Source organism: Pseudomyxococcus flavus, from assembly GCF_050038885.1.
GTDB lineage: Bacteria > Myxococcota > Myxococcia > Myxococcales > Myxococcaceae > Myxococcus > Myxococcus flavus.
In genome coordinates, this window is record NZ_CP143624.1 from 5,916,919 (window position 1) to 5,942,183 (window position 25,265).

General features: G+C 70.4%; 23 protein-coding genes. 16 read left to right on the forward strand and 7 right to left on the reverse strand.

Translation table 11 applies throughout. The annotated features are described in order from the left end of the window. Positions 1-12: 12 nt before the first annotated feature. The 3 genes from VZL07_RS24865 to VZL07_RS24875 all read right to left on the reverse strand — a co-directional run bounded on the left by VZL07_RS24865 (position 13) and on the right by VZL07_RS24875 (position 2,261). Positions 13-912 (reverse strand): peptidoglycan-binding protein LysM, encoded by a 900-nt coding sequence (locus VZL07_RS24865; RefSeq protein ID WP_426750127.1) that lies wholly within the window; start codon positions 910-912, stop codon positions 13-15. Then, positions 909-1,361, reverse strand: a complete 453-nt coding sequence (locus VZL07_RS24870; RefSeq protein ID WP_426750128.1) for a FecR domain-containing protein — start codon at positions 1,359-1,361, stop codon at positions 909-911. Before VZL07_RS24870 ends, VZL07_RS24865 begins: the two co-directional genes overlap by 4 nt. A gap of 96 nt (positions 1,362-1,457) precedes the next feature. Then, positions 1,458-2,261: a carbon-nitrogen hydrolase family protein gene (locus VZL07_RS24875; RefSeq protein ID WP_426750130.1), complete on the reverse strand. Its 804-nt coding sequence runs from the start codon at positions 2,259-2,261 to the stop codon at positions 1,458-1,460. Positions 2,262-2,468: 207 nt separating this feature from the next. Between VZL07_RS24875 and rimP the strand changes: the two genes are divergently transcribed. The 15 genes from rimP to purB all read left to right on the forward strand — a co-directional run bounded on the left by rimP (position 2,469) and on the right by purB (position 21,113). Beyond that, entirely contained in the window at positions 2,469-2,954 is a 486-nt protein-coding gene (rimP, locus tag VZL07_RS24880; RefSeq protein ID WP_426750131.1) for a ribosome maturation factor RimP, read from the forward strand. A gap of 62 nt (positions 2,955-3,016) precedes the next feature. Beyond that, a complete protein-coding gene (gene nusA / locus VZL07_RS24885) occupies positions 3,017-4,717 on the forward strand; it encodes a transcription termination factor NusA (protein WP_426750132.1) in 1,701 nt (566 codons plus the stop codon). Positions 4,718-4,775: 58 nt separating this feature from the next. Continuing rightward, positions 4,776-5,072 (forward strand): YlxR family protein, encoded by a 297-nt coding sequence (locus tag VZL07_RS24890; protein ID WP_426750133.1) that lies wholly within the window; start codon positions 4,776-4,778, stop codon positions 5,070-5,072. A gap of 81 nt (positions 5,073-5,153) precedes the next feature. After that, positions 5,154-8,378: a translation initiation factor IF-2 gene (gene infB / locus VZL07_RS24895; protein ID WP_426750134.1), complete on the forward strand. Its 3,225-nt coding sequence runs from the start codon at positions 5,154-5,156 to the stop codon at positions 8,376-8,378. A 117-nt stretch (positions 8,379-8,495) separates the two neighbouring features. After that, entirely contained in the window at positions 8,496-9,113 is a 618-nt protein-coding gene (locus tag VZL07_RS24900) for a DUF503 domain-containing protein (protein WP_426750135.1), read from the forward strand. Then, positions 9,110-9,469, forward strand: a complete 360-nt coding sequence (rbfA, locus tag VZL07_RS24905; RefSeq protein ID WP_426750136.1) for a 30S ribosome-binding factor RbfA — start codon at positions 9,110-9,112, stop codon at positions 9,467-9,469. The genes VZL07_RS24900 and rbfA overlap by 4 nt, the downstream gene beginning before the upstream one ends. Positions 9,470-9,501: 32 nt before the next feature. Beyond that, on the forward strand, positions 9,502-10,371 hold the full coding sequence (gene truB, locus VZL07_RS24910) for a tRNA pseudouridine(55) synthase TruB (RefSeq protein WP_426750137.1): 870 nt from the start codon (positions 9,502-9,504) through the stop codon (positions 10,369-10,371). A 209-nt stretch (positions 10,372-10,580) separates the two neighbouring features. Next, positions 10,581-10,850 (forward strand): 30S ribosomal protein S15, encoded by a 270-nt coding sequence (gene rpsO / locus VZL07_RS24915; RefSeq protein WP_426750139.1) that lies wholly within the window; start codon positions 10,581-10,583, stop codon positions 10,848-10,850. Positions 10,851-11,238: 388 nt separating this feature from the next. Further along, positions 11,239-13,410: a polyribonucleotide nucleotidyltransferase gene (gene pnp / locus VZL07_RS24920; protein WP_426750140.1), complete on the forward strand. Its 2,172-nt coding sequence runs from the start codon at positions 11,239-11,241 to the stop codon at positions 13,408-13,410. Positions 13,411-13,569: 159 nt separating this feature from the next. Continuing rightward, the gene (locus VZL07_RS24925) at positions 13,570-14,364 is read left to right on the forward strand and encodes a hypothetical protein (protein ID WP_426750141.1); all 795 of its coding nucleotides are present in this window, start codon (positions 13,570-13,572) and stop codon (positions 14,362-14,364) included. 6 nt (positions 14,365-14,370) lie between these two features. Next, positions 14,371-15,381: a M23 family metallopeptidase gene (locus VZL07_RS24930; protein WP_426750143.1), complete on the forward strand. Its 1,011-nt coding sequence runs from the start codon at positions 14,371-14,373 to the stop codon at positions 15,379-15,381. Positions 15,382-15,543: 162 nt separating this feature from the next. Next, on the forward strand, positions 15,544-15,999 hold the full coding sequence (gene dut, locus VZL07_RS24935) for a dUTP diphosphatase (protein ID WP_426750144.1): 456 nt from the start codon (positions 15,544-15,546) through the stop codon (positions 15,997-15,999). 109 nt (positions 16,000-16,108) lie between these two features. Beyond that, on the forward strand, positions 16,109-18,862 hold the full coding sequence (locus tag VZL07_RS24940; RefSeq protein WP_426750146.1) for a protein kinase domain-containing protein: 2,754 nt from the start codon (positions 16,109-16,111) through the stop codon (positions 18,860-18,862). Continuing rightward, positions 18,859-19,803, forward strand: coding sequence for an ABC transporter substrate-binding protein (locus tag VZL07_RS24945; protein ID WP_426750147.1), 945 nt, complete (start codon positions 18,859-18,861; stop codon positions 19,801-19,803). The genes VZL07_RS24940 and VZL07_RS24945 overlap by 4 nt, the downstream gene beginning before the upstream one ends. After that, the gene (purB, locus tag VZL07_RS24950) at positions 19,800-21,113 is read left to right on the forward strand and encodes an adenylosuccinate lyase (RefSeq protein WP_426750148.1); all 1,314 of its coding nucleotides are present in this window, start codon (positions 19,800-19,802) and stop codon (positions 21,111-21,113) included. The genes VZL07_RS24945 and purB overlap by 4 nt, the downstream gene beginning before the upstream one ends. A gap of 27 nt (positions 21,114-21,140) precedes the next feature. On the opposite strand, the gene VZL07_RS24955 is transcribed toward purB, so the two are convergent. Further along, a complete protein-coding gene (locus tag VZL07_RS24955) occupies positions 21,141-22,100 on the reverse strand; it encodes a phosphoribosylaminoimidazolesuccinocarboxamide synthase (RefSeq protein ID WP_426750149.1) in 960 nt (319 codons plus the stop codon). Between the two features lie 69 nt (positions 22,101-22,169). Then, positions 22,170-22,757, reverse strand: coding sequence for a hypothetical protein (locus VZL07_RS24960; protein ID WP_426750150.1), 588 nt, complete (start codon positions 22,755-22,757; stop codon positions 22,170-22,172). A gap of 51 nt (positions 22,758-22,808) precedes the next feature. Between VZL07_RS24960 and VZL07_RS24965 the strand changes: the two genes are divergently transcribed. After that, positions 22,809-23,540: an RNA methyltransferase gene (locus tag VZL07_RS24965; RefSeq protein ID WP_426750151.1), complete on the forward strand. Its 732-nt coding sequence runs from the start codon at positions 22,809-22,811 to the stop codon at positions 23,538-23,540. A gap of 37 nt (positions 23,541-23,577) precedes the next feature. Here VZL07_RS24965 and VZL07_RS24970 read toward each other — a convergent pair whose 3' ends face one another. Further along, a complete protein-coding gene (locus VZL07_RS24970; RefSeq protein WP_426750152.1) occupies positions 23,578-23,844 on the reverse strand; it encodes a vegetative protein in 267 nt (88 codons plus the stop codon). Positions 23,845-23,988: 144 nt separating this feature from the next. Next, the gene (locus VZL07_RS24975; RefSeq protein ID WP_426750153.1) at positions 23,989-25,245 is read right to left on the reverse strand and encodes a S1C family serine protease; all 1,257 of its coding nucleotides are present in this window, start codon (positions 25,243-25,245) and stop codon (positions 23,989-23,991) included. Between the last annotated feature and the right edge of the window lie 20 nt (positions 25,246-25,265).

Consider the following 25,265-nt stretch of genomic DNA (forward strand, 5'->3'; position numbering starts at 1 on the left):
ATCCTCCAGGGGTTACTGCCACTGGCCCTTCTTCACCTCGAGCTTGAGGCGCTCCGGCACCAGCTCGAAGTGCCGTGCGGCGCTGGGCTCGGAGCGTCCGGCGTTACCCAGTGCGCGCACCGTCCAGCGGTACCGCCCCGCGGGCAGCACGGGCAGCTTTGCCTCCAGGGCGGTGACCGTCTGGGTGAAGACGGCGCGCTGTTCCTGTTCGCGCGACACCTCCACCTCGTAGCGCTCCGCGCCGGACACTGCCTCCCAGGTCAGCTTCACCGGGCCCAGGTGGCCGTCCGCGTCCGGGCGCCGCTTCAGGCGCGCGGTGTCGGGCGGCTGCATCGGGGCCGGAGCCGCCAGCGGCCGGGTGGGGGCGGGAGGGGGCCGGCCCTTCTCGACCCGGATGGACTCGCCCTTGGCGACGGGCTGGGTGACGCCTTCGGCCTCCACGCGCACCGGCGGACCGTCCTTCACGGTGACGGTGGTGCTGTCCCCGCCGTCGCCCACCTCCACGGAGAACGCGGAGGACTGTGGCGAGCGGACCGCCGCCACCAGCTTCCCCGCGGCATTGGCCGCCGCGGCCGCCTGGCTGTAGCGGGCCCCGCGGAAGTGGGCCTCGGCGTCCTTGAGGTGCGCGGAAGCCTCGGCGGGGACCTTCGCGCCCCGCGCGCTGGCCAGCAGGGTGCGGGCGGTTTCAATCGCCTTCTGCGCCAGCACGCGCTCGTGGCCAGGTACCTTCAGCCGTGTGCCAGCGGCCACCGCGTCCGACGTGAGTCCGTTGAGCGCCTGGAGCTCCTCGGCCGCGCGCGGGTCGCCCAGGGCGCGCTCGGCCACCTGACGCAGCGACTCGCCAGGGCCCACCACCACGGTTTCCGGAGGCGTCGCGCCCAGCCAGGCCAGGAGAAGGAGGGCCGCCTTCATTGAAAGACAATCTCCCTTCCCGCCTGGATGGTGGCGGACGGCGTCGTGACGGAGAGGGACTGCGTCGCGGGCTTCTCCAGCTCCGCGTCGATGCGGCCTCGCAGCACGGTGAGGTCCGTGCGCTGCTGGCCGGGGCGGGGACGCGTCTCCGCGATGCTGATGAGTGAGTCTCCGCCCAGGTGCACCGTGCTGCCGTTGGCGGCGAAGACGATGTCGGTGACGGCGCCTGCCTCGGTGCGGACCTTGTCGTTCTCGTAGAGAGGCTGACCCTCGCGCGCGGGGCTCCAATCGTCGCCGGCGGCGCGTTTTATCTGCACGCCTCCCTTGATGGCGCGCAGGTGGGCGCGGTGCGTGGCCACGGGGGCCGGCGTCGCCGCGTCGGGCGCGGAGGGGCGCTCATCGGCGGTGCAGCCGGCGGGGAGGGCCGAAAGCGCGAGCGCAAGCAGCATGGGTGACCAGCGTCGTCCGTTCACGAGAGGAGTTCCGGGGGACCCGAAGTCTATCGAAGGTGGACCCGAGGGGGGACGGGCCCGGGCACGCGCACGCTAGTCCAAACGACGGTGCTCCAGGCAGGGCAGGTTGCGTCGGATGCGGGCTTGCAACGCCGGGTCCACCGGCGCCAACGCCAGGCCCTCGCCCTCGGACGCCCGGGCCGTCACCAGGCCCCAGGGGTCCACCACCATCGCGTGGCCGTAGGTGAGTCGGTTGGCCGAGTGCCGTCCGCCCTGGGCGGGCGCCAGCACGTACGCCTGGTTCTCGATGGCTCGCGCCCGCAGGAGCACCTCCCAGTGGTCCTTGCCCGTCATCAAGGTGAAGGCCGCGGGGACCGCCAGCAGGGTGGCGCCTTCCCGGGACAGCCGCCGGTACAGCTCCGGGAAGCGCAGGTCGTAGCAGACCGACAGCCCCAGCCGGCCCACCTCTGTCTCGGCCCCGACGACCTCCGTGCCCGGCGCCACCGCCGCCGACTCGTGATAGGTCGCACCGTCTCCCACCTCCACGTCGAAGAGGTGGATTTTCCGGTACACGGCGAGCCGTTCTCCACCCGGGCCGAAGAGGACGCTGGTGTTGTAGAGGCGTCCGCCGGGGGCACCTGTCTCCAGGACGCTGCCCGCGAGCAGCGTCACCTGGAGCTCCCGCGCCAGGCTGGCCATCCGGGACAGCGTCGGACCGTCGAGCCCCTCGGCGGCGTCCTGCCGCTCGGGCTCCGGACCCATCCAGGAGAAGTTCTCGGGCAGGCCCACGAGCCTCGCGCCGAGGCTGGCGGCTTGCCGGACGAGCCGGGTGGCCGACTCCAGGTTGTGCGCCTTGTCGGCGGTGGACACCATCTGCGCGGCGGCGATGAGGTGCATGGCCGCGTTATAACGCTGGTGGGGTCTCGGAACCCCTGGGAATTCCTCGCCCTGTCGGGCGCGTTTCACCCGGAGCGGGAGGGTGCGTCCTTCCTTTACACTCCGACGGGGCGTGTGCTACGGACGCCCCGACATTTTTCGATGATGCACTTCGAAAAGTGGGCCCCGTGCCCGCTTTTCGTGTTTTTGGAGACTGGTTTCCCGGTTATGTCGGAGAAGAACCTCAAGCAGACGGTGGAGGAGCGGGCCATGGCCCTGCTCGAGCCCATTGTCGCGGGTGAAGGCCTGGAGCTCGTGGACCTGGAGTTCCTCCGGGAGCGCGAGGGCTGGGTCCTCCGGTTGTTCATCGACAAGCCGGGTGGTCGGGTCGGGCTGGACGAGTGCACCCAGGTATCGCGCGCGGTGGACCCCGCGCTCGACGTGGAGGACTTCATCCCCCACGAGTACAACCTGGAGGTCTCCAGCCCCGGTGTGGACCGGCCGCTGAAGAAGCCCGCGCACTTCGAGCGGGTGAAGGGGCAGAGAGTGAAGGTGAAGACGTTCGGCCCGGTGGGAGAGCCCCCGCGCAAGAACTTCACCGGCACGCTGACCGAGGTGGCGGGCGACGGGATCGCGGTGGAGGTGGAAGGTGCCGGAACCTTCCACATCCTGTTCAAGGACATCGCCAAGGCGAATCTGGAGTTCCAGTTCTAGACGCCGACATACAGGGTGCCCCTCCGCGCGAGGGCGCCCGTGGACCCTTTTAGGAGAAGACCATGCCCACGCAGCAAGCCAACCCGAGCGTCAACCTCAACCTCGTCCTGGACCAGGTCGCCAAGGACAAGGGCATCGACCGGGCTGTGCTGATTGCCACCCTCGAGGACGCGATGAAGACCGCGGCCAAGAAGCACTTTGGCCAGGACCGCGAGCTCGAGGCGAAGTACGACCCCGAGAAGGGCGTTGTGGAGCTGTTCCAGGCCATCACCGTGGTCGAGGAGATTGTCGACCCGGTCCAGGCGGTGAACCAGATCTCCCTGGTCGAGGCCCACAAGAAGGGCATGGAAGTGGAGCCGGGCGACGAGCTCGTGTTCCAGATTTTCTACCGGGACGAGGACGCCGCCGAGGCCAAGGCGCAGGACGACCAGTACGGTGACATCCTCCGCCTGAAGACCTTCCGCCGCGGCTTCGGCCGCATCGCCGCGCAGACGGCCAAGCAGGTCATCCTGCAGCGCACGCGCGACGCGGAGCGGGAGAACGTCTTCAACGAGTACCGCGACCGGAAGAACGAAATCGTCACCGGCATCGCCCGCCGGTTCGAGCGCGGCAACATCATCGTGGACCTGGGCCGCGCCGAGGCCGTGCTGCCGGTGCGCGAGCAGGTCCCCCGCGAGACGTACCGCCCGGGCGACCGCGTCCAGGCCTATGTGCTGGACGTGCTGCGCGAGTCCAAGGGGCCGCAGATCGTCCTCAGCCGCGCGTCCGTCAACCTGCTCACCAAGCTGTTCGAGATGGAGGTGCCCGAAATCGCCGAGGGCATCGTCGTCATCGAGGCGGCGGCGCGTGAGCCGGGCGGCCGGGCGAAGATTGCCGTGTCCAGCCGGGACTCGGACGTGGACCCGGTGGGCGCCTGCGTCGGCATGAAGGGCAGCCGCGTCCAGGCGGTGGTGCAGGAGCTGCGCGGCGAGAAGATCGACATCGTCCCGTTCGACGAGGACCCGGCCCGCTTCGTGTGCTCGGCCCTGGCCCCCGCGGAGGTCAGCCGCGTCATCATCGACGAGGCCAACCACGCCATGGAGCTCATCGTCCCGGACGACCAGCTCAGCCTGGCCATCGGCCGTCGCGGCCAGAACGTCCGCCTGGCGGCCCAGCTCACCGGCTGGAAGCTGGACATCAACAGCGAGAGCCGGGTGCGGGAGCTGCGCGAGTTCGCCAACCGCTCGCTGGGCTCGCTGCCGGGCGTCAACGAGATGCTCGTGGAGACGCTCTACGCCCACGGCTTCCGTCAGGCCCGGGACATCGCCGAGGCCAACGCCGAGATGCTGGCGCAGCTGCCGGGCATCGACCCGGCCCGCATCCCCTCCATGCAGGAGGCCGCCCGGACCCGGATGGTCGAGGACCAGGCAGAACTGTCGCGCATGGATTATGAAAGAGAGCAGGCCCGGATCGCCGAGGCCCGGCGGCACCCGGACGAGCTCAGCCAGCCGGAGCGCATGGCCCGCGTGCGGGGCGTCGGTGAGAAGACCATCGAGCAGCTCATCCTGGCCGGCTACCGCTCGGTGGAGGACATCGCCAACGAGAAGGACCTGGCGAAGCTGGGCGACGTGCCGGGCGTGGGTATCAAGAAGGCCCGCCAGCTGAAGAGCGCGGCGGAGAACTACCTGGTGGAGGAAGCCAAGCTGCGCGCGGAGCTGAATGCCGAGCGCGGCGCGATGACGGCGACGCTTGAGGGTGGCGCGGAAGCCACCAAGTCGCCGTAAGCTAGGCAAGGGAGGGGACGTGGGGCGCCCGGCTGGCCGGCCCAAGCCGGAAGCTCACATGACGGAGTCAGGCCCGGTCCGGACGTGCGTCGGATGCGGGTCACGGCGACCACAGGCGGAGCTCACCCGGTTCGTGGTAGGCCCCGGAGGCGCCATCGAGGTCGATAGGAAGAGGCGGCTGCCAGGACGGGGCGCCTACCTGTGCGGTGCCGGTTGTCTGACGGCGGCGCTGAAGCGGAAGGCGTTTGGTAGGGCCTTTCGCGGAAAGGCGGGCCAGGTTGACCCGTCGCAGCTCGGACAGGCATGGGAGCCGGGGGTCGGGGAGCGGAGGGGTGCGGGGGGGAGTGGGTGTTAGTGACCACTCGCACACATTTTCGGGTTTGGACTAGGGTGCTGCGCCCCGGAGTCGGCGGAGCAGAAGGCCAACAAGGGCAATATGTCGAAGAAGCGCGTCCACGAAATCGCCAAGGAACTCAAGAGCCACGGGATTGAGCTCGACAACAAGGAGGTCGTCACCGAGCTTGCGAACCTCGGTTACGACGTCAAGAGCCACTCGTCGTCTCTCGATGACGACCAGGCGACCGCTGCCGTCCAGAAGATTCTGGACAAGCGCAAGCCGAAGCAGGCCACGCCGCCCGTGACGGCGAAGGGCTTCGTCGTGCGCCGCAAGGTGGGACCGCCCGCCGGTGCGACCGCGGACACCGGAGCCGAGGCCCCACCGGCCGCCGAGCCAGCGCCGGCCCATGAGCCGCCCGCCGCGCCGCCCGAGCCCGTGGCCGCCGCTCAGATGACCGAGGCACCGGCCCAGGCCGCCGCGGAGGCGCCTCGCGCGCCTGTCGAGGCGCCGAGCGCACCGGAGCCCCAGCGGGTCGAAGCCCCGGTCGCCGCGCAGGAGCCGGTCGCAGCGCCTGCAGTCACGTCTACGCCCCCCACGCCAGCGGCCGAGGCCCCTCGGGCCCCCGCTGCCGTGGAGGTGGCCCCAGCTACGCCCGCCGCCGAGGCCCCTCAGGCCCCTGCGGAGGCTCCTCCGGCTGCCGTCCCGGCTCCCGCCGCCGCGCAGCCTCGTCCCACTGTTCAGGAGAGCACCACCTTGCCCCAACCCCCCCAACGCTCACCGGTACCGCCGACCGTCCGGACGCCTACGAGCACTTCCACGTCCGCGACCGTCGTGTCCCGGGGCCCCGCGCCTGGCTACCCGCAGCGCGGACCCGGCGGTCGTCCCGGTGGCCCGGGTGGCCCCGGCGGTCGTCCCGGTGGTCCGGGCGGCCCGGGTGGTCGTCCCGGCGGTCCGGGTGGCCCCGGCGGTCGTCCCGGTGGTCCGGGCGGCCCGGGTGGTCGTCCCGGTGGTCCGGGCGGTCGTCCGTCGTACCAGGGGCAGGGCTCCTACCAGGGCCCGGGGGCGCGTCCCGGTCAGGCACCGGTGCGTCCGACGTCCGCGCCCGGAATGGGCACCCAGGCCTCGGCCTCGGCCACCCCGACGCCGCAGGGGCCCACCATCATGGTGGGCGGCGTGCCGCACGCCCAGGTGACGCCGACGGGCTCGCAGGCCCGCCCCACGGCGACGCAGGCCGTCGTCATCTCGCGCCCGCTCATCCAGGTGCGCCGCGTGACGCCCACGGCCGGTCAGGCCAAGCAGTACCCCATGGCGCCGGGCCGCACGGGCATCCCCGAGCGGCGTGAATACAAGGTGGTCCCCGACCACCTGGGCCGCGGCCGCGAGCTGGTGGACGTCTCCAAGAACAAGGAGCGTGGCCAGCGCAAGCGCACCAGCGGTGATACGCAGAGCGTGTCCAAGCAGGAACTGACGGACATGGTCTGGGGCCGCGTCACCATCCCCATCCGTGGCAAGAAGCGCAAGCCCACGAAGAAGGGCGCCAAGACGCAGATCACCCAGATGGCCGAGGAGAAGAAGGTCATCAAGCTCCAGGAGGGCATCTCCGTGTCCGACCTGGGCCAGCGCATGGGTGTGCGCAGCGCCGAGCTCATCAAGAAGCTGATGGGCCTGGGGAAGATGGCCACCGCGAACCAGATGGTGGACGCGGACACGGCGGAGATGATTGCCGGCGACTACGGCTGGAAGATCGACCGCGTCGGCTTCGAGGTGGAGGACTACCTGCCCGAGGTGGAGGCCCGTCCCGAGGACGAGCGTCCCCGTCCGCCGGTGGTCACCATCATGGGCCACGTCGACCACGGCAAGACGAGCCTCCTGGACGCCATCCGGAAGGCCAACGTCGCGCAGGGCGAGGCCGGGGGCATCACCCAGCACATCGGCGCGTACAGCATCAGCACCGCGCGCGGTGACGTGACGTTCCTCGACACGCCGGGCCACGAGGCCTTCACGTCCATGCGCGCCCGTGGCGCCGACGTGACGGACATCGTGGTGCTGGTGGTGGCCGCGGACGACGGCGTGATGCCGCAGACGGTGGAGGCCATCAAGCACGCGAAGGCGGCGGAGGTGCCCATCGTCGTCGCCATCAACAAGATGGACGTGCCGGGCGCCAACCCGGACCGCGTGAAGAAGGACCTGGCCAACCACGAGCTCGTCCCCGAGGAGTGGGGCGGCGACACCATCATGGTGCCGGTCTCCGCGAAGACGAAGGAGAACCTGGAGCTGCTGCTGGAGAACCTGGCCCTCCAGGCCGAGGTGCTCGAGCTGACGGCCAACCCGAGCCGTCCGTCCGTGGGCGCCATCATCGAGGCCAAGCTGGACCGCGGCCGTGGCCCGGTCGCCACGGTGCTGGTGCAGGAGGGCACGCTGAAGGTGGGGGATGCCGTCGTCACCGGCTCTCACTACGGCCGCGTCCGCACGATGATGAACAGCCGCGGCGAGCAGGTGAAGGAAGTGAAGCCGGGCTACTGCGCCGAGGTCGTCGGTCTGTCCGGCGTGCCGAGCGCGGGCGACGCCATCAACGTGGTGGCGGACGAGAAGGCGGCCAAGCAGATCGCCGAGCACCGTGGCATGAAGGACCGGCAGACCGAGCTGTCCAAGGTCAGCCGCGAGTCCCTGGAGCAGCTGTTCGCCAAGACGAAGGCGGGCGGCGGTCCCAAGGAGCTGCGCGTCGTCATCAAGGCGGACGTGCAGGGCTCGGCCGAGGCCGTCAAGCAGGCCGTCCAGAAGCTGTCCACGCACAAGGTCAAGGTGGAGGTGGTCCACTCCGGCGTGGGTGCCATCACCGAGGGCGACGTCATGCGCGCCGCGGCCTCCAAGGGCGTGGTGCTCGGCTTCAACGTCAACCCCGAGTCCGGGGCCGAGGCCGCGGCCAAGGCCCAGGAAGTGGTGCTCAAGAGCTACTCCATCATCTACGAGCTCATCGACGGGGTTCGTACGGAGATGGAGGGCCTGCTGGAGCCCATCCGCACCGAGCGCAAGCTGGGCCGTGCGGAGGTGCGCAACACCTTCAACGTGCCGCGCCTGGGCACCATCGCCGGTGCGGCGGTGCTCGACGGTGTCATGAAGCGCGGCGCCTTCGTCCGCCTCATGCGCGAGAACAAGCAGCTGTTCTCCGGGAAGATGGCGTCGCTGCGTCGCTTCAAGGACGACGTCAAGGAGGTCGCGCAGGGCTTCGAGTGCGGTATCGGCATCGAGAGCTTCAACGACCTCAAGCCGGGCGACATCATCGAGGCGTACGAGATCGAAGAGACTCGGCAGAGCCTCACCTAGTTGAAGGAGCGCGCCGGCGCCTCCCTGAAACCCTGGGAAGACCCCATCTTCCCAGGGTGCTGAGGCCCTGGTGGCCGCTGCCCCCCGGCGCGGCCGCCAGAGGCAAGGGGGACTTGTATGTTCGTTGGTGTCGCACGCCTCACCCTGCAGATTCCGGACAGCGGCTCGCTGAAGTCCAAGCGGCAGGTGCTCCGCCGGGTGACGGACCGGCTCAAGGCCCGCTTCAACGTGGCCGTGGCCGAGGTCGAGGACCAGGACCTCTGGCAGAAGGCGTCCCTGGCGCTCGCGGTGGTGGGCAACGAGCGCCGCCACGTGGACGAGCAGCTGGAGAAAATCATCCACTACGTCGAGGAGATGTACGTCGCCCCGCTGTTGTCGCGAGAGACGGAAATCCTCGGCATGGGCGATCAGCTCTTCACCCGCGGCCCGGCTCGCGAGGGCCCCACCCGGGGCTCCTTCTCGGCGGAGGCCGTGGACGAGGACCTGGAGGAGCTGCCGCTCTCTCCGGAGCAGGCGGCGGCGCATTCGGAGGCCGCCATTGCCCGCTTCCTGCGGGGCGAGCGCTCCTCGCTGGCCGAAGCCGAGGGACTGGGGGATTGGGAGAGCCGCCACGAGGGCGGCATGGATGGCGGCACGGGCCGCCCGTCTCCGTCGAGCGGTGGACGGATGACGTTCGATGAGGCGCGGGCTCGGGCCCGCTCCCTGCGCAACCCGCGAGACTGGGAGAAGAAATGACGACGCATTCCCGACCGGAGCGGGTGGGGCAGGAAATCCAGGCGGCCATCGGTGACTTGCTCACCCGGGGCATGCTGAGAGACCCGCGTATCGGCTACATCACGATTACCGGCGTGAAGGTCTCCCCGGACCTGCGCGTGGCCCGCGTCTTCTATTCGATGATGGGCAGCGAGCAGGAGCGCGCCGACACGCAGAAGGGCCTGGAGGCCGCCAAGGGCTTCGTGCGCCGCGAGGTGACGTCGGCCGTCAACCTGCGCGTGTCCCCGGAAATCTTCTTCACCTTCGACGAGTCCGTGGGCGAAGGTGACAAGATCGACCGGTTGCTGCGCGAAGTCCGGAACAAGGAAGGCTGGTAGTTCCAGCCCCGGGCCTCCACTATTGGCGTGACATGGACGGCGTCCTCGTCATTGACAAGCCCTCTGGTCCCACGTCGTTCGACGTGGTCCGGCAGGTGCGCTCGCTGCTCCGCCTGAAGAAGGTGGGCCACACCGGCACCCTGGACCCGCTGGCCACCGGGGTGCTGCCGCTCTGCCTGGGAGAAGCCACCAAGGTGGCGGGCTTCATCACCGAGGGAGACAAGGCCTACGACGCCACGGTGCGCCTGGGCTCGGAGACGGACACGCTGGACGCCGAGGGGCAGGTGACGGCCCAGGCGCCGGTGCCCGCCCTGACGCCCGCCCTCATCGAGGCCGCGCTGGCGCGCTTCCGCGGCACGTACGACCAGGTTCCGCCCATGTACTCGGCGGTCAAGGTTGGCGGGAAGCGGCTCTACGAGCTGGCCCGGGCGGGTGAGGAAGTCGAGCGAGCCGCCCGCCAGGTCACTGTCTACGAGCTCGTCCTGCGCGACTTCTCCGCGGACCGGCTGCAGCTGTCGGTGCGCTGCTCCAAGGGGTTCTTCGTGCGCACGCTGGCCCAGGACGTGGGCCGTGCACTGGGCTGCGGCGCCCACCTGGAGGCGCTGCGGCGCACCGCCAGTGGGCCCTTCTCCCTGGCCCAGGCGCTGCCGCTGGCGGACCTGCCGGACCAGGTGAAGGCGGGCACGCTGGCCAGCCGGCTGGTGTCCATGTCCGACGCGCTGGTAGACCTGCCCGAGGTCCGCGTGGGCGCGGCCGAGGCCCGGCGCGTGTCCCATGGCGTCCCGGTGGAGGTGCCCGCGGGGCGCTCCGGACGGGTGCGCGTGATGGGGCCTGATGGCGCGCTGCTGGCCGTGGCCGAAGTGGTGGGCGGGCGCCTGCGCTATCAGCGGGTGTTCGTCTGACGCCGGGACTTTTCGCGGGGTTGTGGCTGTACGTCTTCGCACGTTCCCGGACCTTCCGGGGCTGGCGGGCAGGCGTCGAAGGTTGACCCCACGGGGGGTGAAGCTTATAAGCCCCCCGCTCGTTAGAAGGACGAACCCGGTCTGTACCCCTCCGCGGACCGTGGCGACGCGAGCAGCAACCTCCACCGGAGCGGGCTAGGAAGAGTCGAATGTCGCTGCATCAGGAGCGTAAGTCGGAGCTGGTGTCGAAGTTCCGGACCCACGAGACGGACACGGGGTCCCCCGAGGTGCAGGTGGCGCTGCTGTCCGAGCGCATCACCATGCTCACGGAGCACTTCAAGACGCACAAGAAGGACCACCACTCCCGCCGCGGTCTGCTGAAGCTGGTCGGTCAGCGCCGCCGCCTGCTGGACTACCTGAAGTCCAAGGACGTCGCGCGGTACAAGAAGCTCATCGACGGCCTCGGCATCCGCAAGTAGGCAGTTGAGCAGGACCCGGGGCGCTGGCAGAAACCAGCGCCCCGCGCGTTTAGGACGTAGGGATTCACGCAGTGAGTTGATGCAGTGGAAGCGCGGCGGGTGGAGGCGGGCAAGGGAGTGGTGGCTGCGGAGGTTTTGGTTTCCGTTCGGAGGGGCTGACCGCGGTCGGCCCATGCGATCAGGGATCAAAAGTTCCGAGGCATCCCTCCGGCGCTCCGCAAGCGCCCTCCGCAGTACATGCTGGCGGTTGCCTCAACTTGGCGCCTGACTCGAGGCGCGGGTGACCGCTCAAACACCCCGAGGGCCCTCCCGCGGGGTGCCGGGCCCATTTTCCGGGCCGGGTGCGCGCGGTGGGGTCTTCGCCCCTGAAGGATCCAGAGGCACGGATATGTTGAAGAAGAGCGTCAAGATTGGCGAGAGCGAGCTGAGCATCGAAGTGGGCCGCATGGCGAAGCAGGCCGACGGTGCCGTGGTGGTCCGCTATGGCGACACCATGCTGCTTGTGACGGCGGTGAGCGCCCGGGAGAAGAAGGACGTCGACTTCCTCCCCCTGACGGTGGAGTACCAGGAGAAGCTGTACTCGGCGGGCCGCATCCCCGGCAGCTACTTCAAGCGCGAGGGCCGCCTTACGGAGAAGGAGACGCTGGCCAGCCGCCTGGTCGACCGCTCCTGCCGCCCCCTGTTCCCGGACGGCTACGCGTACGAGACGCAGATCATCGCCAGCGTCATCTCCTCGGACCCGGAGAACGAGGGTGACATCCACGGCATCACCGGCGCCTCCGCGGCGCTGTGGGTGTCGGACATCCCGTTCAACGGCCCCATCGCCGGTATCCGCGTGGGCCGCGTCGGCGGCCAGCTGGTGGCCAACCCCACCGCGAAGCAGCGCGAGCAGAGCGACCTGGACCTGGTCATGGCGGTGAGCCGCGAGGCCATCGTCATGGTGGAAGGTGGCGCGGAGGAGGTCTCCGAGGCCGACATGGTCGCGGCGCTCGACTTCGGCTTCAAGACGGCGCAGCCCGCGCTGGACCTCCAGGACGAGCTGCGGCGCGAGCTGAACAAGCAGGTGCGCGCCTACGACAAGGCCCCGGCGGTGGACGAGGCCCTGCGCGCCAAGGTGCGCGAGCTGGTCATGGACGGCATCAAGGCCGGCTACGCCATCAAGGAGAAGGCCGCCCGCTACGAGGCGCTCTCCAAGGCGAAGAAGGACGCGCTCGCCAAGCTCAAGGAGCAGCTGGGCGAGGGCTTCACCCCGCTGGTGGAGAAGCACGCCAAGTCGGTGGTGGAGGACCTGAAGTACGAGCACATGCGCGAGATGACGGTCAACGGTGGCCGCATCGGCGACCGTGGCCACGACGTGGTCCGCCCGATTACGTGCGAGGTGGGCGTGCTCCCGCGCACCCACGGCAGCGCGCTCTTCACCCGCGGCGAGACGCAGGCGCTCGTCGTCACCACGCTGGGCACCAGCGATGACGAGCAGCGCCTGGAGATGCTGGGCGGCATGGCGTTCAAGCGCTTCATGCTGCACTACAACTTCCCGCCGTTCAGCGTGAACGAGACCAAGCCGCTGCGTGGTCCGGGCCGCCGCGAAGTCGGCCACGGTGCGCTGGCGGAGCGCGCGCTGCGCAACATGGTGCCGAAGAGCGAGTCCTTCCCGTACACGGTGCGCCTGGTGTCGGACATCCTGGAGTCCAACGGCTCCTCGTCCATGGCCTCCGTCTGCGGCGGCACGCTGGCGCTGATGGACGCGGGTGTTCCGCTCAAGGCCCCGGTGGCCGGCATCGCCATGGGTCTGGTGAAGGAGGGCGACAAGATTGCCATCCTCTCCGACATCCTCGGTGACGAGGACCACCTGGGCGACATGGACTTCAAGGTGTGCGGCACCTCGAAGGGCATCACGTCCATCCAGATGGACATCAAGATTACCGGTCTGACGACGGAAATCATGAGCCGCGCGCTGGAGCAGGCGCGTCAGGGCCGCCTCCACATCCTGGGGGAGATGCTCAAGACGCTGGCCGAGTCCCGCAAGGAAATCAGCCAGTACGCGCCGCGCATCACCACCATCCAGATTCGTCCCGAGTTCATCAAGAACGTCATCGGGCCGGGCGGCAAGGTCATCAAGGACATCATCGCCCGCACGGGTGCCTCGATTAACATCGAGGACTCGGGCCGCGTGGACATCGCCAGCGCGAACGGCGAGGCCGTGAAGGCCGCCATCGCGATGATTCAGGCGCTGACCCGCGAGGCGGAGATTGGGAAGATCTACACGGGCACGGTGCGCAAGATTGCCGAGTTCGGCGCCTTCGTGGAGCTGTTCCCGGGCACCGACGGCCTCATCCACATCTCCGAGCTGTCCGACAAGCGCGTCAAGAGCGTGTCCGACGTGCTGAACGAGGGTGATGAGGTGCTGGTGAAGGTCGTCAGCATCGACAAGACGGGCAAGATTCGCCTGTCGCGCAAGGAGGCCATGGCGGAGCGCGCGGCGCAGCAGGGTGCCGCCGCCACCGAGGCCGCCGCGCAGCCCGCGGCTCCGGCGCCCACGCAGCCCGACGCCAAGGCCTAGTCCTTCGAAGCCCAGGCTCCCTCCGCGGGAGCCCGGCGCTCATGACGCCCCCTTCCGCCACCGCGCGGGAGGGGGTGTTTTCGTTTCCGGCCGGCTTCGCTTAGACCCTCCGGAGGGGCCGCGCGTTGAGGTGCGAGCCCCATCCGCACTGGAGGTTGCTTGCCACCTCGGCCACCCGCTGCGTCGCCGTCCACGCCGTTCCTGGCGGACCTCTCCCGGTTCCTGGGCGGCTTCCGCTGGGCGTTCATGCCGCTGGGACTGGTGGCGCTGGTGGCGGTGGGGGTGCACTCGGCGGCGGACACGCTGGATGAGCGGCTGCTGGCGGTGGTGGACCGGGTGGACGCCGCCTTCGACGCCGTCGTGGGCCGCTTCGCGCTGACGGCCCCTTGGGTGGAGTGGGTGTCGCTGGAGGAGCGCACGCGGATTGCGCGCTTCCTGGCGCTCGCGTGGGAGCTGTGCGCGGATGTCGTGCTGGCGCTGCCCGCGCTGGGCTACCGGGAGGCGGGGGCTCCCGCTCCGGTGGAGGCGTGGCGCGCCGTGCTGGAGCCCCAGGCCGCGCGTCCAACGTGGCAGGCACTGTGGACGCGGTGCCTGCGCAAGCCCACGCCCATGCGCTGGCTGCGGCCGCTGGCGACGGCCGCGGTGGTGCTCGCGGGCGCGTGCGCGGTGGCGAAGCTCATCCAGGGCTCGGTGTACCTCTCCTGGCGCGAGCTGTTCGGCGATGCCGCGGCGGATGTCGTGGCGCGCGCGCTGGCCGTGGCCGGACTGGTGGGCGTGCTCGTGTCGCTGGGCTGGCGCGCGGTGCTGCGCAACCTGCAACACGCGGACGCTGTCTGCGAGGAAGGCGGGAGCCGGAGGGCCTGGCGGCGGGGGCTGCTGGGCTGTGCGGTGGTGGTGCCGCTGGCGGTGGCGGCGGCGCTGGATGCGACGCCCTGGCTGTCCTTCTTCCGGTAGGTGCCCATGTTCCCGCGCCGCGCGAAAGGACTCCTGGACTTCTGCATGGCCGCCCTGTGCCTGTGGGCGGCGTACCACCACACGCCCGCGGGCGCGCTGGTGCGCAAGGCGACGGCGTGGGCCACCGGGACGCGGAGCAGCGCGCGGCCGCTGCTCGCGTACTACGACGGCGTGAGCGGGACCTCGGTGGCGCCAGCGCTGATGGCCCCTGACGTGCCGCTGACGCGGGCGCTCACGGACGCGGAGGCGCTGGCGTGGGGCACCCACCTGGCGCTCAAGTCGGTGGACGCACGCGCTCGCGAGCCCGCGCTGGCGCTGGCCACGGAGCTGGGCATCTCCACCGCGTTGCTGCTGGACTCGAGCGACGGCCCCGTCGCCGCGCGCAGGCTGCATGCGGCACTGGCGAAGGACTTCCCGGGTGACGAGGCGCGGCTGACGGCGCTCTTCGCGGGCCGGGTGCCCGCGCGCTACGCCTTGGAGCGCGTGGCGGCGGAGGGCGGGGCGCCCACGCTGGAGCGGCTCGTGAGCCAGCTTCCTCCGGGGTTCGAGGGCGCCTCCGTGGGCGCTGCGCAGGCGCTGGCGCTGGCCACCGCCTTCGGGTTGGCGTGGCCCGTCCACGAGAGTGCGCGCGTGACGAGCCCATTTGGCGAGCGGTTCCATCCGGTGCTGGGCCGGCGCAAGTTGCACACCGGCGTGGACCTGGGCGTGCCGGTGGGCACCGCCGTAATGGCGGTGGCGGACGGGGTGGTGCGGCGCGCCAGCGAGGACGCGGTGAATGGCCGCGTGTTGGTGGTGGACCACGGGCGCGGCGTGACGACGGCGTACTGCCACAACTCGGAGTTGCTGGTGGCGGTGGGGCAGCGGGTGACGCGAGGGCAGCTCGTCGCGCGCTCGGGCAACACGGGCCGCTCCACCGGACCGCACCTGCACTACCAGCTGGAGCTGGCGGCGCGGCCCGTGGACCCGCTGAAGTTCCGCACCGCTCTGCGCTCCGTGGCGAAGGACGGCGTGCCCTGACGTGGGCGCTTCACCGGGCGCGCGGAGCGCCGGGCTCCCTGCTGGCATAGACGGTCCATGGAGGGGCCACGTCTGCTTCCCGGAGACGTCCGCGCGGGCTTGTCACGCCGCCGTGGCACGAAGAGGGTTGAGCGCTGGAGTGCCTGTGCTAGGTCCCGGCGCATGTCTTCCCCCCTCACGGTGAAGGTGCGTCGTGTGCGCACCCATGCGGAGCCACTGCCACTTCCACGCTACGAGACGGCGCAGGCCGCGGGCCTGGACCTGCGCGCGGACATCGATGGGGAGCGGGTGCTGGCGCCCCTGGAGCGGATGGCGGTTCCCACCGGGCTCGCGCTCGCGCTTCCGCCCGGATACGAGGGCCAGGTGCGGCCCCGCTCGGGGCTGGCGCTGAGGCACGGCGTCACGCTCCTCAACGCACCGGGTACGGTGGACGCGGACTACCGGGGCGAGGTGCAGGTGGTCCTCATCAACCTCTCCAACGAGCCCTTCACCCTGCGGCGGGGGGACCGGGTGGCTCAACTGGTGGTGGCCGCGGTGCCGCCGGTGACCCTCGAGGAGGTGGAGGTACTGGAGGAAACCTCCCGGGGTGGAAATGGCTTCGGGTCCACCGGACGCTAGCGAATGACCCCTGTGCTCGGCGTTCCTTGATGACAGGGGAGCGTGCAGAATAAGAGGCCGGGCCTTCCCCCGAGGTGGCCCCCCGACTGCCTCCTGGAGTTCGCCCGCTTTGCTTTGCTACCGCTGCGGCAGCCTCGTTCCTGCCTCTCAAGACACCTGCCCCACCTGTGGGTTGAAGCACGATGCCTCGGCGCGTCCGTCCGCTGGTGCGTCCCGCCGTCGGGGCGCGGAGGGAGCGCCCTACAAGCCAGGGGACGTCGTCGCCGACCGCTACGCCATCCAGGAGGTGGTGGGCTCCGGCCCCATGGGCTTCGTCTTCCGGGCCCAGGACGAGGAAATCGACGTCGAGGTGGCGCTCAAGGCGGTGCACCCGCGCCTGGTGCAGCAGCCCGAGGAGCGCACCCAGTTCTCGCTGTCCATGCGGACGGGCAAGAAGCTCAACCACCCGAACCTCCTGCGCGTGTACGAGGAGGGCCTGGATGGGGACCGGCCCTTCTTCACCATGCAGTTGTTGGAGGGCATGACGCTGCGCCGGATGATGGAGCAGCGCACCGCGCGCGGGCAGTTCTTCTCGCTGAAGGAAGTGGAGCCCCTGCTGTCGCAACTGGCGGCGGCCCTGGATGCGGCGCATCGCTTTGGCCCGCACTCCGACCTCAAGCCGGAGAACGTCATCGTCCTGCCGGACCTGCTCAAGGTGACGGACTACGGTCTGGGCCTGGCGGTGCCGCAGCTTCCCTTCGTCCAGGCGCAAAAGGGGCAGCGCGCGGACGTCTACATCGCGCCGGAGTACGTGGGCGGAGGCGAGCTGGACACGCGCATGGACGTGTACTCGCTCGCGGTCATCGTGGGGGAGATGCTCACGGGCATGGTGCCCGAGGATGGCGTCATCCCCGGATTGACGATGCACCACCCGGACCTGCCGACCTCCATCGAGGCGCTGTACCGGCGCGCGCTCAACTTCAACCCGCTGGTTCGCCCGAAGACGGCGGGTGAGTTCCTCAACGAGTTCACCAGCATCCTGTCGCGCACGCCCGCCTCGGTGGTGGCGCGTGCCCGAAGCGTGCCGGGCGCGTCGGGCCCCGCGGCCGCGAATGTCGCCAGGCCGGCCGCTCGGCCGCCGCCGCCCGTGCCCACGGGCATGCTCCCCGCGGTGCAGGAGGAAGAGGAGCTGCCACCGCCTCCGGGCGTTGCGGCGCCGAAGCCTCCCGCGCCCATGCCGGAACTGCCTCCGGTGGATGCCACGCAGCCGCTGGACGCGGCGTCCCTGGCCGCCATCATGGGGCGGGGAAAGCCCGCGCCTCAGCACCTGACGGAGCAGGCGCTGCCCTTCATCGCGCCGCCGGCCGCACCACAGAAGGCGGCCCCCGCCGCGCCGGGAGTCGCCTCTCGGCCCGCGTCGGTTCCTCCCTCGGCGTCACGGGGCGCGCCCTCGCGCAAGGACGCGGACGATGCCGCCGAGCCGTTGGCGCAGGAGTCCGAGGCGGCGCTGAGCCGGGCCGCCGCGCCCACGCAAGTGGATGCTCCCGCGGTGACGGACAGTCGCTCCCCTGCGATGACGCTGGATGAAGCGCCAGCGGTTCCCGCGGGCCGCTCCAACGCGCCCACGCTGGAGGCGGCACCCACGGTGGGGCGCTCTCGTTCCCGGGCTCCTGACGGCGCCGCGGAGGAGCACTCCTCGCGCTCGCGCGCTCGGGACAACGCCACGGATGAGTCGTCCTCACGTTCGCGGCCAAGGGACGGCGCCACGGATGAGTCGTCCTCACGTTCGCGGCCAAGGGACGGCGCCGCGGATGAACGCACTCGCGGCCGAGACGGCGCCACGGATGAGCGCGCGCGCGGTCGGGACGGCGCCACGGATGAATCGTCCGCACGCGCGCGCGGCCGGGACGGAGCCTCGGACGAGCCGTCTTCGCGCTCACGAGGCGCGGGCGCTGAGGACACCGGCAGCCGAGCCAAGGGGCGCTCCGCGGAGGACTCCGGCGTGCGCGGCCGTCGCCGTGCCTCAGAGGTGTCGGACCCGGGGAGTCGCTCCAACGGGAAGCGGAGCGAGCCGCCGGAGGCATCCGGTGCGCGCACGGCGCCTCGCGGGGCGTTGCTCACCAAGCCGGCCTCGCGGGTGGCGAAGCCCAAGCGCTCGACGCTGGGGCTGGTGCTGCTTGTCATTGGCGGGCTGGCTGTGGGCGCCGGAGGTGGTTTCCTGGCCATCAAGACGCTGCAGAAACCTGGAGCACGAGGAGCGGCGCCCGTCCCTGCGGCCGGGGGTGGTGGCACCGCGCTGGCGGCATCCGGGGGCGGCTGTCCCGCGGGCATGCGGCTGGTGAGTGGCGGCGCCTTCAAGATGGGGCGCAAGGACGACGACACGCTGGGCGGCGCTGACGAGCGCCCCGTGGCGAGCGTCCAGGTGTCTTCCTTCTGCGTGGACGAGTTCGAGTACCCCAACCAGGCCGGGGCGCGGCCGTCGGTGGCGGTGTCCTGGGACGAGGCCCGGGGGACGTGTGAGCGCGAGGGCAAGCGCCTCTGCACCGAGGAGGAATGGGAGAAGGCATGCAAGGGCCCCGGCAACCTGCGTTTTCCGTATGGCGAGGCTCAGGAAGCGGGCGCCTGCAACACCGCGGCAACGCCAGGTGGCCTGGCCGCTTCGGGGCAGTTCGCGCGCTGCAAGTCGGGCTACGCGGTGATGGACCTCGCGGGCAACGTGGCGGAGTGGACGGCCTCCCGCTTCGGAGACCGGGGGTACACGCTGAAGGGTGGCGCGTTCGACCAGCCCGATGCGGCGGCGCGCTGCTCGGCTCGGGCGAACGGCGCTCCCGCGGAGCGCCTGAGCGCGGTGGGCTTCCGTTGCTGCGCGAGCGTGCGGCAATGAGGGGCCGCATCACCGCGCTCCTCGTCGCGGTGCTGCCCGTGGTGGCCGTGGCGCAGGCTCCGGCCCGTCCTCGCGTTGTCGCGGTGAAGTCCGCCAACCTGGCGCCGTATGCGTCCGTCATCGCCGGCTTCGCCGCGGAGGCGCGCGCCGAGGTGCAGGAGGTCATGTTGGACGAGAGCGCGGGCGCCGCCGCGCGGCTCTTCAAGAAGCTGGCGCAGCAGAAACCCGCGATGGTGCTGGCCCTGGGGCCGCTGGCCGCCAACGCCGCCCGGCGGTCGCTGGGCGAGGACGTGCCCGTCCTCTTCGCCATGGTGCCGTACTACGAGAAGTACGGACTGGATGGTGCCAACGTCACCGGCATCTCGCTCACCAGCGACATGGGGCCGGAGCTGGAGGCGCTGAAGGCGGTGTCGCCGAAGGTGAAGCGCGTGGGCATCCTGCACGACCCGCGCTTCTCGTCGGGGACGGTGGCGCAGGCGCGGGCGGCGGCGTCCTCGAAGGGGATGTCCATCCTCCCGCTGGAGCTGGACGCGGGCGGGCGGGCGGAGAAGGTGCTGGACGGCGCGGTGGGCAAGGTGGACGCGCTGCTGATGGTGGCCGACAAGACGGTGGGCAACGCGGCCGTCGTCCAGGCGCTCATCGCCTTCGCGGAGGCGAACCGGCTTCCGCTGGCCGCGCTGACCTCCAGCCAGGTGAAGGAGGGCGCGACGCTGGCGCTCTCGCCCAGCCCCACGGCCATCGGCCAGCAGGCCGGGCGCCTGGCCAACCGCATCATCCACGAGAAGGTGAATCCAGGAGCGCTGGCGGTGGTTCAGCCAGAGGGGCTGGACTTGTCCCTCAATCTCACCGCCGCCAGGAAGTTGGGTCCGTCCTCCGACGCCGTGCTGGAGTTGCTCCGGCTCGCGGCGCGGCGGGACTTTGCCGTGAAGGTCTACGAGTGATTCCGCGATACAGCCGTCAGGAGATGTCTTCCCTCTGGTCCGATGAGGCCCGCTACCGCCGCTGGCGCGACGTGGAGCTCGCCGCGCTGGAGGGCATGGTGGAGGCCGGGCTGGCGCCCCGCGAGGCGCTGGAGGACTGCCTTGCCCGCGCCGGTGACTTCACGCGCGAGGACGCGGCGAAAATCGAAGACATTGAGCGCACCACCAAGCACGACGTCATCGCCTTCCTCACCTTCATGGAGGAGCGGGTGGGGCCCAGCGCGCGCTGGCTGCACCTGGGCATGACGTCGTCGGACGTGCTGGACACGTCGCTGGCGCTCACCCTGCGAGACGCACTGGACCTCATCCTGAAGGACCTGGACCGCGTCATGGCCGCGGTGGAGAAGCGCGCCTTCGAGCACAAGCACACGCTGCAGATGGGCCGCAGCCACGGCATCCACGCCGAGCCCATCACCTTCGGCCACAAGCTGGCCATCTGGTACGATGAGCTGCGCCGCGCGCGCACGCGCCTGGAGCACGCCCGGGACGTCATCGCCGTGGGCAAGATTTCGGGCGCGGTGGGCACCTTCGCGCACCTGCCGCCCGCGGTGGAGGAGCACGTCTGCCGCAAGCTGGGCCTCAAGCCCGCGCCGGCCTCCAGCCAGGTGGTGCAGCGAGACAGGCACGCGGAGTTCTTCACCGCGCTGGCGCTGCTGGGCTCGAGCATCGAGAAGTTCGCGGTGGAGATTCGCCACCTCCAGCGCACCGAGGTGCGCGAGGCGGAGGAGCCCTTCACCGCGGGACAGAAGGGCTCCAGCGCCATGCCGCACAAGCGCAACCCGATTCTGTCGGAGAACCTCACCGGCCTGGCGCGCCTGCTGCGCGGCTACGCGGTGAGCGCCATGGAGGACGTGGCGCTGTGGCACGAGCGGGACATCTCCCACTCGTCCGTGGAGCGCGTCATCGGCCCGGACGCCACCATCCTCGCGGACTTCATGCTCATCCGCTTCGCGCGGCTGATGGAGGACCTGCGTGTCTACCCGGAGCAGATGAAGAAGAACCTGGACCTGCTGGGCGGCGTGGTGAACTCGCAGCGGCTCCTGTTGGAGCTGGCGCGCAAGGGCATGGACCGGCAGGCCGCCTACGTCATCGTCCAGCGCAACGCGATGAAGCTGTACGAGGAAGGCCTCGACTTCCGGCAGGCCCTGCTGGCCGACGAGGACCTGCGGAAGATGATGACGCCCGAGGAGATTTCCGACTGCTTCTCCCCGGGCTACCACACGCGCCACATGGACGACGTCTTCCAGCGCGTGTTCGGCCGGAGCGCGTAGGCGCCCCGTCCCCGTGACGGAGGAGGGCTACTTCAGGTAGCCCTTCTCCCGCAGGTTGCGCTCGATGCGCGACTTCACGTCGCCCGGCTCCAGCGTCAGCGTCGTGCCGGTGATGTGCTCGTAGGCGGCCACGTACTTGGTGGCCAGGTCCACGCGCACCTCGTCGGGGATGGGCGGCGGCGTGCCCTGGCCGGAGAAGTTCCGCTCGCGGATGAGCCACTGGCGGATGTTCTCCTTGTCCAGCATGCGCTGGTCCTCGCCCTTCGCGAAGCGCGCCTCGTACTCGTCCGCCACCCAGTAGCGGCTGGAGTCCGGGGTGTGCATCTCATCGATGACGTAGAGCGTGTCGCCCACCTTGCCGAACTCGTACTTGGTGTCGACCAGGATGAGGCCGCGGGAGCGCGCCCACTTCTGGCCTTCGGCGAAGAGGCCCAGCGCGGCCTCGGAGATGCGGGCCCAGTCCCGCGGGCTGGCCAGGCCGCGGGCCAGAATCTCCTTCTCGGAGATGGGCTCGTCGTGGAGGCCGTACTCGGCCTTGGTGGACGGGGTGATGATGGGCGAGGGGAAGGCCTCGTCCTTGCGCAGCCCCTCCGGGAAGGGCAGGCCGTAGGCGGTGTGCGCGCCCTTCTGGTAGTCGCGCCACAGGCTGCCGGTGAGGTAGCCGCGCACCACCACCTCCACGGAGAAGGGCTGGCAGGCGCGCGCCACGGTGACGTTGGCGTCGGGCACGTCCAGCACGTGGTTGGGGACGATGTGCTTCGTGCGCTCGAACCAGAAGGCCGCCAGCCGGTTGAGCACCTCGCCCTTGAAGGGAATGGTGGTGAGGATGTGGTCGAACGCGGACAGGCGGTCCGTCGTCACGAGGATGAGGCGGTCATCCTGCCGGTACGTCTCGCGAACCTTGCCGCGGTAGTGCTGGCCGAGCGCGGGCAGGTCCGTCTGCTGGAGGGTGAGGGGAAGCTGCGCGTGAAGTGCGGAGGTATTCACTGTCGCCTCGCGGCCCCACTCTCGCGGGAAGAGCGAGAGGCAACGGGGCCTGACTGGAGGCGCGCGACTCTACTGGAGCGTACCGGGCAGGGAAGAAGGACCGTACGCTGCTGCCAGATAGAGGAAAGCTGGGTTGATGCGCAGGATTCCGTCCACGTAAGCGACCGCGTACGGTGCGCCCGAGGCCCGGTCCACCTGCACCGCGCCGTCCGGCTCGATGTCCCAGTGGGCGAGCAGCGTGCGGGCGACCAGCTCCGCCGCTTCACGCTCGGACAGGCCCTGCAGGCCCTCGCGGCGGTCCTCCGGCCAACGCTCCCCGCCGGACTCGAACACCAGCTCCAGGTTGCCGCCAGCATCCGGCGCCTGGAAGAGGTCCATCTTCGCGTCGAAGCCCGGCGCGGCGAGCAGCTCGCCCTGATGGCTGACGGGGAAGAGCACCAGGGCCTGGGCCGCTTGGCCGGCTTCGATGACGGACTGTCGCGCCACTTCCCGGAAGAGCTCCAGCCGCGTCGACGGAGACTCGAACTCGAGGAACTCCGGCGGGTTGGTGAGGGCCTGCCGCGCACTCATCGTGGCGCGCACGGGCGCGCCGGCCTCGCCACACGCGGTGAGGACCGTTACGAGAGAGAGGAGCAACCCAGGGAGCCAGCGACGCATCAGGCGGGAATATACCGATCTGCTTCCAGATCAACCAGCTAAACTCAGTGCATGCGGCCAGGGGAGCAGCTCACCGTTGTCCTTCATCAGACGCGTTCAACCGACAATCTCGGCGCCGTGGCCAGGATCATGGCCAACTTCGGATTCTCACGGCTGATTCTGTCGGAGCCGGTGCTGAAGTCCATCGAGGGCGCGGAGCGTCTTGCGGTCAAAAGCGACTTCGTCTTGAGGGGCATGGAGGTGGCGTCCGACCTCTCCGAGGCGCTGAAGGACTGCGTGTACGCGGTGGGCACGACGTCTCGCACCCAGCTCAAGGGACGCACGGCGTTGATGCCGGAAGAGGCCATCCGCCGGCTGGCGGAGGAGAGCGCGCGGGGCCGCGTGGCGCTCGTGTTCGGTGGAGAGCAGCGGGGCATGTCCGACGAGGACCTGGCGCGCTGCACGGACGTGCTGGCGATTCCGACGTCGGCCGTGCAGCCCTCCATGAACCTGGCGCAGTCCTCGGCGGTGTTGCTGTACCTCTGCCACCGTCAGGGGCTCACGCCCGCGCCCGTGGCGGACGAGGCGCCCGGCGCGAAGCTGGGCACGCTGGGGGCGTTGGCGAAGCGGATGCGGGAGGTGCTGCTGCGCGCGGACTTCCTCAACCCGCAGGCGCCGCAGCATGTGCTGAACGAGCTGGAGCAGACGTTGATGCGAGCGCGGCTGACCCAGCGCGAGGCGGAGCTGTGGCTCACCGCCTTCAAGCATCTGGACCGCGCGCTGACGCGGGGCGCCTCCACCTGACGAGGAGGCCACCCCGGCGCCGCGAACGGCAGGTGGCCTACGCCGCGTCCTTCTTGAAGGTCTCGGCGTGGTGCTTCTCGCAGAGGCCGCCCTTGAACGTCTTCACGCGGCACTCCGGCTTGGAGCAGGTGCGGTAACGGCTGTGCGGCAGCTCGCCCTGGCGCCACTGCTTGTAGTGGAAGTAGCAGTAGTTCTTGGCGCGGTAGGGGCGCTTGCAGCCCTCCACGGTGCACGCCTTCTTGCCATTGCTCTTGGCGAAACGCGGCCAACTGGTGCGCTTCTGGGTCGTCTGGGCCTCGGCCATTGCGAAACTCTCCTGCGAAACGATGCGAAGTCGCGGCGCCACACCGAGGTGGACCCGCCGCAAGGGTACGGAAAAAGGCGCACTGTCTAGCGCCCATGACACCCGAACGCAAGGAGGCCGGAAAACCGGGGCCCGGCCGGCACATCAAGGCACGGGGGTGTCCTGTCCAGAACCACCCGTGCCGGAGCCTGCTTCCCCGGCGGGTGGGCCCGCCTGGCGGCTCTTCGAGCGGGGCACCGGTGAGAGCAGGTCCTCCAGCACCGACTGCGGGGCGCCCGCGTGTCGCCCGGGCGTGGAGGTGGCCAGGGAGGGCGTGGGCGCCTCCTCGGACGGCATCTCCTCCAGCCGCAGCGTCAGCTTCAGGGGGCGGCCCATCCGGTGGACCTGGAACTGCACGTCGCGTCCCACGCCCCGGGCCGCGACCTGCCAGCGCAGGGCATGGGCGCGCCGCACGCTGCGCCGGTCCAGCCCGACGATGACGTCGCCCACCTGGAGGCCGGCGCGCTCGGCGGGGCCACCCGCGACGATGTCCGTCACCACCACGCCGCGCCCCCGGCGCAGGTTGAAGGCCTCGGCCACCTCCGGCGAGAAGTCCTGCACGCTCATGCCCAGCCAGCCGCGGCGCACGCGGCCGTGGGCCTTGAGGTGCGGAATCACCGTCTTCGCGATGTCGATGGGGATGGCGAAGCCGATGCCCTGGCCCGCCACGTTGACGGCGTTGGCCACCGCCACCACGTCGCCGTGCAGGTCGAGCACCGGCCCTCCGGAGTTGCCCGGGTTGATGGAGGCATCCATCTGGATGTAGTCGAAGTCGCCGTCCCGACCGTTGGGCGTCACGTCCGTGCGGCCCTTGTAGCTGACCACGCCCACCGTCACCGAGTGCGCCAGGCCGAACGGGTTGCCGATGACGACAATCCAGTCCGCCGAGCGCACGTGCGACGCCGAGGCGAGCTTCAGCACCGGCAGCTTGCGAGGGGCGGAGATTTTCAGCAGCGCGCAGTCGGTGCGCGCGTCCTCGCCCACGACGACGGCCTCGTAATCCTCCACGTAGCCGCGAGGGTGCAGGACGGAGACGAGGACCTCGGCCGCGCCCTCCACCACGTGCGCGCTGGTGAGGATGTAGCCGTCCGGGTGGATGATGAAGCCGGAGCCGATGCCCTTCTGGGCTTCCTCTCCAGAAGCGGCCTGCACGTCGGCGGCCTGCTGCGTGGTGATGGACACCACGGAGGGCATGGCCTTGCGGGCCACCTCACTCAACGTGGAGCGTTGTTTCTGGAGGGCGCGATTCTGCGACTCCACCCAGAGCCGCCCTCGGTCGCGGCCGGCGGCTTGCGCTGGCAGGACCAGCGCGCACACCAGCGCGGCCAACAAGATGACACCCGTGCCTCGCGCCCTGCCCATGGCCCCGCCTCCACCCCGAC